Origin of the sequence: Bradyrhizobium sediminis (assembly GCF_018736105.1) — a bacterium.
GTDB lineage: Bacteria > Pseudomonadota > Alphaproteobacteria > Rhizobiales > Xanthobacteraceae > Bradyrhizobium.
Genome location: NZ_CP076135.1, coordinates 2,236,655 through 2,250,917, shown reverse-complemented (window position 1 = coordinate 2,250,917; position 14,263 = coordinate 2,236,655). Strand labels below are relative to the sequence as shown.

The window sequence follows — 14,263 nt, the reverse complement described above, 5'->3', positions numbered from 1 at the left end:
CTATCTCCTGATGAGCAAAGAGACGCCGTGCACCGCAGTTTGTATGATCGATCCCAGAACCAGCCTCTGTTTCGGCTGCGGCCGTACCTTGCCGGAGATCGCGCGCTGGCAGGAGATGGACAGCGCGGAGCGGCATGCCGTCATGGCGCAGCTTCCGGCGCGCATGGCCGAGGCCGGGCTTGCTCCGCCCGCGAAGGCGGCGGCCGCGAAGCCGGCCTGACAGGCGACGACACCTGCATGGGAGGCGCGTCGTGAGCCGCTTTGTGCTCGTGCTCCTGATGCTGGCGGCGACGGCCGGCGCCGTGGTCGCCTACAAGGATCCGGAACAGCTCGCGCGCGCCAGCGACAGCGTGTCCGACATGCTGCGCAAACGAACCGTATCGACGGGGCGCGCGGTGCAGATCGCGCGCGGCCAGGGCGGTGAGTTCGCGCTGCGGGCCAGGATCAACGGCGTCAGCGCCCCGATGGTGATCGATACCGGTGCGACCTCTGTCGTGCTGACCTGGGAAACGGCGAAGGCGGCCGGGCTGCCGCTCGAGCTGCTCGTATATAATGTCGACGTCGAGACCGCCGGCGGACACACCAAGGCCGCACGGCTGACGCTCGATCGCCTGGCGATCGGCAAGCTGGTCGAACGTTCGGTGCCGGCTCTCGTGGTGCCGCGCGGACAAATGAAGACCAACCTGCTCGGGATGAGTTTTCTGGACCGGCTGGAAAGCTGGGAAGTGCGCGCCGACCGGCTGATGCTGCACGGCTATCCGTAGCGCCGTCGAGCGGATCACGCCGCGATCGGAGCCACCGCACGGTCCTGCACCAGCGCAATCGCATCGCGCAGCACGCTGACACCCGCTTCCTGCCTGACACCATTCTCGGCGAGGTGGCGGCGGAAAGCGCGCGCGCCGGGCACGCCATGGAACGCGCCGACCAAATGCCGCGTCATCGAATGCAGCCGAGTGCCCTGCGCCAGCTGGTCCTCGATATAAGGAATCATCGCCTCGAACACGTCCTTCATCGTCGCGTAAGGGGCAGCCTCGCCGAACAATTCGGGATCGGCCGCCAGCAACCGCCACGGTTCGTGGTAGGCCGCCCGCCCGAGCATCACGCCGTCGACATGATCGAGGTGCTGCTTCGCCGCGGCGAGATCGGCGATGCTGCCGTTGATGATGACGGGCACCTCCGGCATCGACGCCTTCAGCCGGTACACCCTGTTATAGTCGAGCGGCGGGACGTCGCGGTTTTCCTTCGGCGACAATCCATTGAGCCAGGCCTTGCGGGCATGCACGATCAGCGCATCCGTGCCGGCGGCGACTACGCTGCGCGCCAGCGTATCCAGCGCAATTTCCGGATCCTGGTCGTCGATGCCGATCCGGCATTTCACCGTGACGGGAATGCCGACCGCGCGCTTCATGGCGTGGACGCCCTCGGCAACCAGCGCCGGCTCCGCCATCAGGCAGGCGCCGAAGCGGCCGTCCTTCACCCGATCTGACGGGCAGCCGACATTGAGATTGATCTCGTCATAGCCGAAATCCTCACCGATCTTCGCAGCGGTCGCGAGATCGCGCGGCTCCGAACCGCCGAGCTGCAGCGCCACCGGATGTTCGCTCTGATCGAAGCCGAGCAGCCGGGCGCGATCGCCATGAATGATGGCGCCGGTGGTCAGCATCTCCGTATAGAGCCGGGCGCGCCGCGTCATCAGGCGGTGGAAGACGCGGCAATGCCGGTCGGTCCAATCCATCATCGGGGCGACGGAGAATTTCCAGCGCAAATCATTCATTTCGATAATCTATTACGTCTCCACCCAATCCTATAGCGGATTGGACGGGTTTGGGAAATCTAGCGCGAACGAGCTTTGATATATTTTGCTTTTTTCCAGAATCATATCCCCCGGTTAGAAGCCCAAAACGCCAAATCTGCATTCTCAGTGCACACACACATGGTGCACACGAAAGCCCGAATGCACACGTGCGGCGGCGTTTTGCCGCTGAAGCCATCCTTTCCCAATTCACATTGCAGCGCGAGTGACACAAGGAAAACGCCAAGAACGACGCACATTCAACCGAAATTAAGAATCAGCCTTAGCAATGACGTCAGCGTTGATCCAACCCTTCGAGGGGTAAATCACATGCACCCGCAACGTGAGCGTAGTTGGGAAAACGCATCAATAGAGCGTGAGGGACATGATGAAATTGGATCACACAGCCGGCCGATCCGAAGTGCGTCAGATCACAAGCCGTCGGGCGCGAGCACTCCATGACTGCGATCGATTCCGCGTCCGATCGGTTTGGATGGGCTTGGCAGTGTCTCCCAGAAGCTTGTCAGCCTCGCACCCTGTGCCGTCGTTGTCGTTCCCTGAATGCAAAATCCGTGCGTTGGCAGCTAACTTTCGAGCTTCCGGACGGATCCTAGCCCTTGATGCAAATCAGCGGTCGCAGGCGCGCCACACTTCGAGCGAGCCCTGCATGCTCAGCCGCGGCCACGACCGCACCGACGTCCTGTGCGAGCCCGAAGGCGTCTGCGACCGCCATATCAAAACTCTCGGGCATCGCTTGGACCTCGAGATAGTGATTGCCCGAGCCAAGCGTTCCCATTTCCCGGCGCTGGCGTTCCTTGGCGCGGTCCGACACGCAATCCGGTCGGGCACCAACCATCCGCCCTTGTTCCTCGATCCGTTCAAGGTCGCGCATTTCCCCCAGCCGCGCAACTGCCCAATGGGCGCCCTTCGCGAGCATGATCCAAGCCGCAGGACACCGCTGCGAGGAAAGCAACAAAACAAACGGCATCACTTGATCTCGCGCAAACACACCAAGCCGCCTTGGCGGAGAATGATTAGCAATTGGGGAGATAGTCATGCCCGCCCTTCAGGATCTCCGCGTCGCCGTGTCTGAGACAGAGGCTTGGGTCGATGACGTCATGCGCCGTCTCGGCTGGCATGACCGCGAGCGGGTCTATCTGGTTCTGCTGGCAACCCTACATGGGTTGCGTGACAGCCTTCCGCAAGATGCGGCTATATACATCGGAGCGCAACTGCCCCCATTGTTGCGCGGGCTCTACTATGAGGGATGGCATCCAGGTGCCCACCTGGCAGCGAAGAGCAGAAGCGCCTTCCTTGAGCGTATTCACGATAGCGTGCATCGCGACCCCGGCATCGATGTAGAGGAAGCCGCTCGCGAGGTGTTCGCCACACTTGCGGCACGTTTGCCTGCCGGCGAACTCGAGGGCGCCAAGGTCGCCACGCCGAAGCCGCTGCACACTCTTTGGCCAAGCTGATTTGGCCATGAGCGCTACGGCGCAATCATCAACTGATTCTCGGCCAGTGCGATCCGTAAGGCTGTTCCTTTGCGGCGACGTCATGACGGGACGAGGCATTGATCAGGTGCTGCCGCATCCCTGCGACCCAACGCTGCACGAAGACTACGTCGCCTCGGCAAAGGATTATGTTGGTTTGGCCGAGCACGCGAATGGCCCAATTCCCCGACACGCCGAACCTTCGTACGTTTGGGGCGCCGCGCTCGATGAATTGAGCCGGATGCAGCCGGACGCGCGTATCATCAACCTGGAAACGGCCATTACCCGTAGCGACGACTACGTCCGAAAGAGCATCAATTACCGCATGAGTCCGGAGAATGCCGACTGCCTCTCCGCCGCAGGGATCGACTGTTGTGTGCTCGCCAACAATCACGTCCTGGATTGGGGACCGAGCGGTCTGTTGCAGACGTTGGCAGCACTGGAACATCTGAAGATCAAGGCTGCCGGCGCAGGGCGAAATGCCTCCGAGGCCGCGGCGCCAGCAGCACTGGACCTTGCCAACAAGGCGCGGGTACTTGTCTTTTCTTTCGGCGCTGTGACGAGCGGCATTCCACGCAGTTGGGCCGCCACAACGGACATTCCCGGTGTCAACCTCCTGACGCGGCTTTCGGAGGCGGACGCGCTACGCGCCGCGGAATACATCGTCAGCGTCAAGCAACCAGGCGATTTGGCCGTTGTCTCGCTTCATTGGGGATCGAATTGGGGCTACGAAATCCCAGAAGAGCAACAGCGCTTCGCACGCACGCTCATCGACCGGGCCAATGTGTCGATCATTCATGGCCATTCATCGCATCATGCCAAGGCCGTCGAGGTCTACCATAAGCGACTTATTCTCTATGGTTGCGGCGACTTCCTCAATGACTATGAAGGGATCCGCGGCCATGAAGAATTTCGCAGCGACCTGGCGCTGATGTATTTCGCAGATATCGAACCGGCGACCGGAGATCTCGCCGCGCTTGAGATCATCCCTCTTCAAATCAGGAAGTTCCGGCTTGACCGCCCTTCGCGGCAGGACATCGAGTGGATGCAACAGACGCTCCAGCGAGAATGTCTGCGGTTCAAGACCGGCATCGTACTCGATCCGGGCGGCCGGCTCGTTCCTTCCCATCCAATGTCCAATCGACTCGCCACCTGACGTCTCTCGCGAGTTCGTCTCCTTCGATGACGTCCGTGCCTGACAAGGCGACTGAGCATCCTCACTTCACGCGACGGGAGCGCTCTGGTGTGGGATAGCGTCGCCGACGGTCCGCTTTGATCCAGGTCAAGGCACTCCGCCGCCTCCGGCGCTTGAATAATTTACCGTCGTGCGGAGGCAAGATTGGCGAAATACGGCAGTGAACCGTCTAAGGGCGTGGATCTGCCTATGTGATGAACCAGTCTGCTGACGAAGCATGGCGGAAGGGCCCGTAGCTGTCCTGTTCGAGCACCCCGGAGGAGACTTCGGTTCGACGGATGGGAGGCGCGGGCCCTGCGTTTTGTGAAACCCAATGCTTGCCCGCTCGGTCGCTTCGAACCAGAGCTTTCGCACGCCCGAACAGAACACCATCAGAACTAGACGAACGGCAACAGCTCGGAGGATATCCGAATGGAACCCTTTCCCGTAGATATCGATCCCAAGCAGATCGTTCGCTGGATCATTGCCGAGCATCGGATCACCCCCTCGTCTCTGAAGATCGTCGCACGCCGCACAGCCGAGGAGCGCCAAATCCCCGCTCGCGCAGAACTTCACCTCGGCGATGAGGAGCGTGAGGACCTTAGCGAAATTGCCACTGTTGCAACCCTGGAGATCGCTCCCGCTCATCCGTCCGACGGCTGGCTGATGACCATTGTCGTTGAAGACGAAATCGGTCCGCGCGGGCCCGGCAGGGGCACGATGGTAGAGGATGAGCAGCAGATTGATCTTGACTCCTTCTACAGCCAGTTCATTCGCCCCGAACGAGGAACCGCGACAGTCCTCGCGCAGGCAAACGATTCCGAAGCCGAGGCCCGCCTCTCCAGGCTACTCGCTTCCATCGAGAACGATCGGCATGGCCCCGGTGTTGTCAAGCAAGAGCGGGAAAAATGAACGAAGTCTTCGCACTGGCTTCGTAGTTGGATCTAAACATGCGGCAGAGGCCGTCGTGAGGACTGCCGGAAACGGCATTGGATGTCGTCGAGGGCAGGAAATTCGACCGTGGCTCTAACGCCTGACCGATCGCACCGTTCAGGAAACCAATTTATGGCTCAGGGCAGTCGCAGAGCAGTTGCAGTTTTGAGGATCGCCACCACGCTTACATGGCGCTGCGGGCCGTGTTGCATGCGCGAGTTTGCCAAGCTCATGGACCACCTGCCGGCTTCCCTCAGAACTTTGCGGTCCTAGCCGCGCAAATGGAGCTGACTCGGCTGTTTCTGCGCAACACAGCGGGTAAACGATATTGATCTTGGTCAAGCGACCCCGTGGGAGCGGTAGATATACATCAGCTGCTCTATGGATAATGAGGGATGCACCTTGTGTCTGACAGGCAATCCCCACCCGCCACCGCCCTTGAAATGGCGGGTCGGCAGCGCGAAATTTCCGTTTCGGAGTTCTTTCTCAAGAATCGTCATCTGCTCGGCTTCGATACCCCCGCCAAGGCATTGGTCACTGCTGTAAAAGAGGCGGTCGACAACGCTCTCGATGCTTGTGAGGAAGCAGGGATACTCCCCGATATCAGCGTGCAGGTGAGCGATCGCTACGGGAAGTCGCGGGTTATCGTCGAGGATAACGGACCCGGAATTGTCGAGAGCCAGATCGCACGCATTTTCGGCAAGCTCCTCTATGGCTCGAAATTCCACAAGCTCAGCCAGTCACGCGGCCAGCAGGGGATGGGGATCTCGGCTGCAGGAATGTACGGACAGCTCACCGTCGGCAAGCCGTTGCATATCATCAGCCGCATCAAGGGCGATAAGCTTGCCTCGGAAATGCATGTGTCGGTCGATACCGCCAGGAACCAGCCGGACATCCACAGGAAAAAGCGGCTGCAGTGGGACCGTCCTCATGGGACGCGGGTCGAGATGGAGCTGGAAGGCCACTATCAGAAGGGGCCGCATTCGATCGAAGTTTATCTGAAGCAGACGGCCATCGCCAATCCGCATCTTTCCATCACCTACAAGGACCCGCAGGGGGAAGAGGTCCGTTTCGCCCGCAGCACCAGGAAGCTTCCGACTCGGCCGACAGAAATCAAGCCTCATCCGTACGGCATCGAGCTCGGCCGGCTTATTCAGATGTTGAGCAATACCGAAAGCCGTACGTTGTTGCGATTTCTGGTAGACGAGTTTTCCTGCGTGGGGAGGAAGACGGCGCTCAAGATCATCGAGCTCGCCGGCAAACTGTCAGACAGGAAACTAAGCGATCGCTCTCATCCGAAGCACATCGCCCACGTGCAGGCGGCCGCGCTGCACAAGGCGATTCAAAAAACCCGCATCCTGGCGCCGCGGACGGACTGTATCGTCCCTATCGGCGAGAAGCAGCTGCTGGACGGGCTGCACAAGGAGCTGGAGGCGGACTTCTTTACCGTCACCACCCGGCCAGCCGCCGCCTATCGGGGCAACCCGTTCCAGGTGGAAGTCGCAATCGCCTATGGCCGCCCCGGCGGGGCCGGCGTTGAAGTCGACGCAAGCGGCCACATGCGCAAGAAGGAAATGCCTGAAACGCGTGCTGCCGAACACCTGATAGCGCAGCAGGACGAGCCGGTTCGCCTGCTGCGGTTTGCGAACCGGGTACCGCTGCTCTACCAGCAGGCCAGCTGTGCGATCACCAAGGCCGTCACCCAGACGAACTGGCGTGGCTACGGCCTGCACCAATCGAAAGGCGCCTTACCGGTAGCACCGATGGCGATCCTCGTCCATGTCGCGTCCGTTTGGGTGCCCTACACTTCCGAGTCCAAGGAGGCCATCGAGCCCTACCCGGAAATCCTCAAGGAGATCAAGCTGGGACTGCAAGAATGCGCACGCAAGCTCGCACATTACCTGCGCCACGAGACGCAACTTCACCAGGAATATGACAGGCGATCCTATATCGAGAAATATCTGCCACATATTGGCATCGCCCTGCAGGACATTCTCGCTCTCAGCAATGATGAACGCGACTCCACCGTGAGGAAGCTCGACGACGCGCTCCACAAGACCCGTACGACGCAAAGGCCCGAGCCATGAAAAAGAGCAGCTCCGACGTCACGCGCAGCGATCTGGATAACAAGACCATCACGCTGATCGAATCGATTGCCGGACAGGTCCGCACAAGCATTGAGGCCGGAAAGCTGCCGGACATCAAGCTTCCAGTTCGTAGCCTTGACAATGTCACGTATGATGAAGCGAAGGGCTATTTCGAGCTCGGCGATGCACGTAAGGTGCGCTCGCTGACGGTGACCACCGCGCGGTCATTCGCGCAGACCCTGCGTTTAATGGCGACCTCACGAGCGATGGTCGAGCATAACGACTTCGCTACCAAGCGCGAGGTTTACTACATCAGCAAGAACTGGGGAGATTGCCGCTTCGATGAACAGCCCGAATCAGATGCCATTATGGACGACATCGAGGCCATGGCGTCGATGCAAGGGCTGTCACGGGAACAGCTGCGCTTCTACCCGGAATCCCATGGCGGTTCGGTCGCGGGTCGACTCACCGTGGTCGACAAAAATCCCGCGACGGGAGAGGCCATCGAGATTGACTGCGCCAACCTGGGGAGCGGGGCCTACAGTATCCCGCGCTCGGCTGAACACCTGACTTTCCGTACCGATGCACGATTCGTGCTCGCCATTGAAACCGGAGGCATGTTTCAACGCCTCAACAATCACCGATTTTGGGAAACAGCCCGATGCATCATCGTCGAGATGGGCGGGGTCCCGACCCGCGCCACACGGCGCTTCATCCGCCTGCTTTCCGACAAGCAGAACTTGCCGGTCTACTGCTTTGTCGATTGCGACCCCTATGGTTTTACCAATATTTACCGCACGCTCAAGGTAGGTTCAGGTAATGCGGCCCACATAAACCGCTTCCTGTGTGTGCCGCAGGCCCGTTTCCTGGGCGTAACGCCACAGGATATCGTCGACTTTGGTCTTGAGGACGCAACCCACAAGCTGGCAACGACTGACATCAAGCGTGCTCAAGACGCACTCCAGAATGATCCATTCATCAAGGCTCACCCCGAGTGGATTGCCGCGATCAAGCAATTGCTTCAAATGGGCGTTCGCGCCGAGCAGCAGGCGCTGGCCAAATGGGGCCTCAACTACGTTATCGATGACTATCTGCCAAAGAAGCTCGCCAACGTGAACGGCTTCCTGCCATAGAGCCGCGGACACTCGAAGACCAATGCCGATTTCGCGCGGGTACTCGATTTCGGCCAGCAAGAGTTCAACCTAAATGCCAGAGTGTACCACCCTCTCCGCTTGATCTTACGACCGCTTTGCGCCGCCAATAGCCGACATTGCCCGTCTGGTTTGGAATGAAAGAGGTCGCCAACTGAGACTGCCTTCTTGTCGATCACGAAGTTCCGGGTACTCCAGGACGGATCGATCTTATGCCTATAGCGCGCGACAGTATGGACATGGAGATGCGGCGTCCGAACTGGAAAGATCATTCCTGCCTTCCCTATTTTTGGGCCATCCTGATTGTTTATGTTCGCGAATGGTGGGCGCGCTCGGATTGGAATTCTCGCGAAAATGTCTACCCATCGCGACCGACACCTGGTCTGCGGGATGGTTCTGGTATCACCAATTGCTGCAATGGGATTCGGAATGGAATTTCAAGATCGCAACAGAACGATATCGGTATAACGGCGATCCGACTATTCAACACAATATCGATGCTCGCACGGGCCCAGGCAGCGATTAGCGGCCTCACGTCCTGCGGACGCATTGCTGTTAGGGCGACAGTTAAAAGGTTCCCTCTGAGCGGCTTTAGCGCCGTTGAGCGAGGAGGCCCGCGATGTCCCCTAATCGGCAGCAGACGCGCTAGGATTGGGACGAAAACAGCTTGGCGAGATCCTGCTTGGCGATGAAGTTCAAGATGAGCGCTGCATAGCTGAATACGATTAATCCAAAGAACGGATAGCCCAGATATCCCAGGATCGGCATCTCGAAGATCTTCAAAAAGCCGACATACGGGATCGTGTAGATCCACTTCGGAAGCGAGTAGAAATTCCAACACTCCCACCAAAATCCGGTTATGAGCGTACCGATACCGAGAGACAGCGGGAGCGTTAGATTCCCTTGCTCAATTTGGTGAACGAGTGACGCACGTACCCCCAAGGCATAGGCAAGCGGCTCAAGAAACAGGATTGGGCCTATCCAGACCAGCGGAAACGTTTCAGAGGGAAATAGATTGAGCAGCCAAAACAAGATAAACGCGGATCCGAAAGCAATAAGCAATGTTGTGCCCGGTATGGCTACTCGCGTGTTGAGTGAGCGTTTCCTCAAGAGCTGAAAGACTAAGATCGATGTCGACAGGACCGCTGGTACAACAGTCGAGAAGTCAATCGATGCTTGAATTTCGTAATGAAGAATGCTGATCGGATGAGCAAACAGGTAATGCCAGTTCTGGACAATCGAATTCATATATTCAAAGAACCACCACATGGGAATTGAGATTATGAACAGCCATAGGAAGGACCAGCGCATACGGCGCAGCAATGAGGTCCCAGCCATGACTTCACTCAATCCATTGACGAGCAGGATGTAGCCAACCCAGAGCGGGAAGAACGAATATTCGCTTACAAGGCCAATGTGAGACCAAGCGAAATACCAGCAGACGACAGTGAGTACAATTCCCAATATCAATAATTGCATAATCTATGCTAGCATTTCTGCCCTATTTTTGCGATCACCAATTGCTGCCGCCGAAACATCACGACCGCACGATCCATCTCGCCGGACGGTTGGCGCCCCATGGCGGGGCAGAGTGGGTGAAGTGCGGTTACCGGACTTGGCAATGAAAGGCTGATCGGTTCGGTCCGCAGGGAATGCGATGATCATATCATCGTGTTAGGCGAACGATATTTGCGTCACGTTCTGCTTTCGTACATGCAATACTACCTTGAGGTACGCACGCATCTATCGCTGGACAACGATGCGCCGGTGCAGCGCTCCGTTCAGAGCTTTGCTTGTCCGATCTTCGGTGGATTGCATCACCAATATGTCCGGAGTTGATATACGATGGGTACAGCCGACCAATTCGATTTATGAGGATACCGCTTGGATCTAGGGCGGATTCGCCGAATTGAAGGGAGCCTAGATGAAGCGACATCGCCCCGTCGTATTGGTGATACTTGACGGATGGGGTTGGCGGGAGGAAGTCGCTGACAACGCCATACGGCAAGCCGATATTCCAACGTTTGACCATCTTTGGAAGACATGCCCCCACGCCCTCTTGCGTGCATCAGGCACGGACGTCGGGTTGCCTGAAGGACAGATGGGCAACTCCGAGGTCGGACACCTCAATATCGGCGCGGGCCGGGTGGTGAAGGGAAATTTGCTTGGCATCGCCGAAGCGATTGCCGACAACCGCGTTCTGTCCGCGCCCGCTCTGTCAGCATTGATTAACCGCCTTCTGCAGAGCGGTGGCACCTGTCACCTGCTGGGGCTGGCCTCACTCGGAGGCGTGCATTCGCATCAGGATCATGCCGTTGCTCTCGCCAATATGCTTGCCAGGACCGGCGTGCCCACGGCTATCCACGCTTTTACCGATGGGCGTGATACGCCCCCGCAATCAGCAGCCGAGGAAATCGATCGTCTCGCCGCAGCACTGCCGACATCTGTACCGATCGCCACGATCTGCGGACGTTATTACGCGATGGATCGCGACCATCGCTGGGATCGCATCGCCAAGGCCTATGCCGCCATCGCGGAAGCGGAAGGGCTGCGCTTCGATACCGCTCAGGCCGCGATTGCCGCGTCCTATGCACGCAACGTCTCCGACGAGTTCGTGGCGCCATCCATCATTGGCGGCTACCGCGGCATGAACGACGGCGACGGCGTCCTGTGCTTCAACTTTCGCGCCGACCGAGTACGCGAAATTCTTACGGCGCTCCTTGATCCGGATTTTTCCGCATTTCCTCGCCGGCGCGCGATTGATATCGTGGCTGCCGCAGGAATGACTGAGTATAGCCAACAGCTCAACGCGCTGATGCAGACAATCTTCCCATCACAAGCATTGCCCAATGTACTGGGCCAAGTCGTATCGGCGGCCGGCCGTACCCAATTGCGGATGGCAGAGACCGAGAAGTATCCGCATGTAACCTATTTTCTTAATGGCGGCAGGGAAGACCAATATCCAGGCGAGGACCGAATCATGGTCCCCTCCCCCAAGGTCGTAACATATGACCTGCAGCCGGAGATGTCCGCTCCCGAACTGACCGACAAGGCCGTAGATGCAATTGGCTCCGGTCGATACGATTTGATTGTCCTGAACTATGCCAATCCCGACATGGTCGGCCACACCGGCAATTTGGCCGCTGCCATCAAGGCAATCGAGACAGTTGACGCAGGGTTGGGCCGGCTTGCAAAGGCAACCGTTGAGGCCGCTGGTTGCCTGCTTGTCACCGCCGATCACGGTAATTGCGAAATGATGCGTGATCCTGAAACAGGCGGCCCCCACACCTCTCACACGACGAACCCAGTGCCACTCTTGCTCATGGGTCGCGCCAACGTTTCGCTTAACGATGGCCGGTTGGCGGATATCGGCCCCACGGTGCTCGCCTTGATGGGGCTCGCAAGACCCGCCGAGATGACCGGCGCCTCGCTATTACGGTAATGGTCTTCTCAAAATCGGATCAAATTAGCCGATACTTCAAACCGTCAGCTCCATTGATTGATCGCATTCTCTAGGGGCCCAAGCCTGCTCACCTTCCAAGGCAGGCGTCTACCAATTGCAATCTCCGCAAAACTGTTCTTGCGCGTTAATGAGATGGTCGATTGGGGGATGCTGTTTACTGCGGTGCATGAGTCCGGAAGTGGCAGATTTTGTTGCAGGAGTCGGGCTGCTGCTGATGGGTCGTCGGCCATCTCGTTTAGGAGCGGCCGGCTTTGATCCGCCGGCCCTGACGCCTTTTACGCAACTCCAACGCTACGCGATGTACAGAGCTCGAGCGGGTGGCGGCCGAGCGACCAGCGTTGCGAGTCGCCTTAGGTTCTGCGCAATAGCGGCCAGAACAAACTCATCCTGGGCGCCTCGTGGACCGCGCAGTCGAAGGCGACCGAGCTTCAGGATGCGCTTCAGGTGGGCGAACCGCATCTCGATCTTCTTGCGCTCACATCGCGACTTCTCAAAACTCTTCGGTGCAGGCGAGCGATCGGCCAACGTCTCGGCGTGTTCATGGATGTCGCGCGGGATCTAGCATGATGGTTCTTTTGGGCAGCACTGGGGTTTGAGCGGGCCGACATCGCAATCTAGCTTGCCACGATACCGCGCTAATCCGGCCTCAACAAGCGATGGCGAGCGATATCCTCGCGAGCCCACATGGCGAGCCCGGCCCGATCATCGACGGTATCGATCACTATCACCGCATCCGGGTCCGTGAACGATATCCGACCCGGTTGTCCGGCCTTAGCCGTCGCCTCGATGATGACATCGTTCAAGAACCGTTCGACAACTGGCGTGTGCAGTCCAAGTTTGGGCCCGCGCTGATGCAGGCGCGCGTGAAATGACTTTCCTGCCAGGCTCGGTAGCCATTGGAGCAAGATGGATTTCGCGTTGTCCTTGAAGTTCTCCGCAGATGAAAAATCGAACACTCGCATCGCCGGCGCCACCCGCGCGATCGCATCGTAGAGCGCCGGGCGTTCCTCGGTCAGACGCTCTACGGATTCGAGAACCGCCATCGGATCGTCAGCTTTCATCACCAGCACATTGTGGTACGGACCGCGCTCGGCGGGCCCAACATCATGCAAAGCGCGGAGCGCCCGCCTGAAACCCTCCTGGTAGATCGTGACAATGATGTTCCAGTCTTTCACGCCCAGCCCCGGTAAGTCTCGATCTGGATTGCATCCCAGCGATGCAGTAGACCTAGCCCGCTGGTCCAAAATATCCGTCAGGTCAACGATGCCAGCGCCGTGAAGATTCCCTGGTGCGGCGCGCGAAAGACGAGAACCGGGATGGTGCTGTGTGTCAGCACCTTGACGGTTTCGCTCCCAAGCACGATCGCGGAAATCCCACGCCGGCCATGCGAAGCCATGACAATCAGATCGCACAATCGTCGTGCTGCCGTCTCGATGATGGCCAGGTATGGCTGATCGTGCTCGATGTGCATCGTCTCGCAGCTCACACCGGCCGCCGCTGCGGCCTCCTTCGCGACCTTGAGGTAATTTGCAGCGAGTGTCGCCATGCGCTTCCCGTATTGTTCCGGCGTATCGATGACCATACCCGGCTCAACCGCGAACGTGGGAAAGGGCGTCGACACGGTCAGTACCGTCACTTTGGCATTGACCGACTTCGCCAGCGCCATGCCATAGTCGATTGCATTCTGTGACAGCTCCGAGCCGTCAGTCGGGATCAGAATATGTCGATGCATACATCCTCCAGCTTCAGTTGGTCCAGGAGCGGCTTTTGGAGTGACTCGGCGTACGAAGCGTTGATCTCCCGCACGAACATTCTCTGCAACGTGCCTTTTTGGCCACGAGAGTTGGCGTCGATAGCCCAGATCCGATCGTCCGCAACTCCATACCTGCGGATACAGTGGCAGGGCGGGCGACGAAAAGCGGTCCGGCTCTTCCTAGTAACGATCTTGCTGCTGCATACGCGAGTTGAAGCCTGTTCCCATCGAGATGCTTCGTTCTTGACACAGATCAAAGAGTGTCGATCTGCGCACGCGAATGACGTTTTTTGAGAAGGACAAAATGAAAGTCAAAGACGTCATGCACAAAGGCACAATCTGCGTCGAACCCGGGGCATCACGTCTAGGAGGCCGACCGCGCCCGGGCGAGTCGAGTACAACCCAATACCTTCTTCG

13 protein-coding genes and 1 pseudogene are annotated in these 14,263 nt (G+C 58.6%); 8 read left to right on the top strand and 6 right to left on the bottom strand.

Annotated elements, in window-relative coordinates; genetic code table 11:
- Positions 1–10: 10 nt before the first annotated feature.
- Positions 11–220, top strand: a complete 210-nt coding sequence (locus KMZ68_RS10645; protein WP_215615724.1) for a DUF1289 domain-containing protein — start codon at positions 11–13, stop codon at positions 218–220.
- A gap of 31 nt (positions 221–251) precedes the next feature.
- The gene (locus tag KMZ68_RS10640) at positions 252–764 is read left to right on the top strand and encodes a TIGR02281 family clan AA aspartic protease (RefSeq protein ID WP_215615723.1); all 513 of its coding nucleotides are present in this window, start codon (positions 252–254) and stop codon (positions 762–764) included.
- 14 nt (positions 765–778) lie between these two features.
- Here the strand turns inward: KMZ68_RS10640 and dusA are convergent, their stop codons facing one another.
- Together dusA and KMZ68_RS10630 are read right to left on the bottom strand one after the other, a co-directional pair.
- Positions 779–1,774: a tRNA dihydrouridine(20/20a) synthase DusA gene (gene dusA / locus KMZ68_RS10635; RefSeq protein ID WP_215615722.1), complete on the bottom strand. Its 996-nt coding sequence runs from the start codon at positions 1,772–1,774 to the stop codon at positions 779–781.
- Between the two features lie 628 nt (positions 1,775–2,402).
- Positions 2,403–2,780, bottom strand: a complete 378-nt coding sequence (locus KMZ68_RS10630; protein ID WP_215615721.1) for an RtcB family protein — start codon at positions 2,778–2,780, stop codon at positions 2,403–2,405.
- A gap of 67 nt (positions 2,781–2,847) precedes the next feature.
- Here KMZ68_RS10630 and KMZ68_RS10625 point away from each other — a divergent pair, with 67 nt between their 5' ends.
- The 5 genes from KMZ68_RS10625 (at position 2,848) to KMZ68_RS10605 (ending at position 8,612) form a co-directional block, all read left to right on the top strand.
- Positions 2,848–3,267, top strand: coding sequence for a DUF2267 domain-containing protein (locus KMZ68_RS10625; RefSeq protein ID WP_215615720.1), 420 nt, complete (start codon positions 2,848–2,850; stop codon positions 3,265–3,267).
- Between the two features lie 82 nt (positions 3,268–3,349).
- Positions 3,350–4,441, top strand: coding sequence for a CapA family protein (locus tag KMZ68_RS10620; RefSeq protein ID WP_249779584.1), 1,092 nt, complete (start codon positions 3,350–3,352; stop codon positions 4,439–4,441).
- 450 nt (positions 4,442–4,891) lie between these two features.
- Entirely contained in the window at positions 4,892–5,371 is a 480-nt protein-coding gene (locus tag KMZ68_RS10615; RefSeq protein WP_215615718.1) for a hypothetical protein, read from the top strand.
- 416 nt (positions 5,372–5,787) lie between these two features.
- Positions 5,788–7,479 (top strand): DNA topoisomerase VI subunit B, encoded by a 1,692-nt coding sequence (locus tag KMZ68_RS10610; RefSeq protein WP_215615717.1) that lies wholly within the window; start codon positions 5,788–5,790, stop codon positions 7,477–7,479.
- Positions 7,476–8,612 (top strand): DNA topoisomerase IV subunit A, encoded by a 1,137-nt coding sequence (locus KMZ68_RS10605; RefSeq protein WP_215615716.1) that lies wholly within the window; start codon positions 7,476–7,478, stop codon positions 8,610–8,612. The genes KMZ68_RS10610 and KMZ68_RS10605 overlap by 4 nt, the downstream gene beginning before the upstream one ends.
- A 663-nt stretch (positions 8,613–9,275) precedes the next feature.
- On the opposite strand, the gene KMZ68_RS10600 is transcribed toward KMZ68_RS10605, so the two are convergent.
- Entirely contained in the window at positions 9,276–10,109 is an 834-nt protein-coding gene (locus KMZ68_RS10600; RefSeq protein ID WP_215615715.1) for a hypothetical protein, read from the bottom strand.
- Between the two features lie 445 nt (positions 10,110–10,554).
- Between KMZ68_RS10600 and gpmI the strand changes: the two genes are divergently transcribed.
- Positions 10,555–12,072 (top strand): 2,3-bisphosphoglycerate-independent phosphoglycerate mutase, encoded by a 1,518-nt coding sequence (gpmI, locus tag KMZ68_RS10595; protein ID WP_215615714.1) that lies wholly within the window; start codon positions 10,555–10,557, stop codon positions 12,070–12,072.
- A gap of 312 nt (positions 12,073–12,384) precedes the next feature.
- Here the strand turns inward: gpmI and KMZ68_RS26225 are convergent.
- The 3 genes and pseudogenes from KMZ68_RS26225 to KMZ68_RS10580 all read right to left on the bottom strand — a co-directional run.
- Positions 12,385–12,708 (bottom strand): annotated as a pseudogene (locus tag KMZ68_RS26225) (transposase); the annotation flags it as partial.
- A gap of 20 nt (positions 12,709–12,728) precedes the next feature.
- The gene (locus KMZ68_RS10585) at positions 12,729–13,268 is read right to left on the bottom strand and encodes a hypothetical protein (protein ID WP_215615713.1); all 540 of its coding nucleotides are present in this window, start codon (positions 13,266–13,268) and stop codon (positions 12,729–12,731) included.
- Between the two features lie 77 nt (positions 13,269–13,345).
- Positions 13,346–13,825, bottom strand: a complete 480-nt coding sequence (locus KMZ68_RS10580; RefSeq protein ID WP_215615712.1) for a universal stress protein — start codon at positions 13,823–13,825, stop codon at positions 13,346–13,348.
- Positions 13,826–14,263 lie beyond the last annotated feature (438 nt).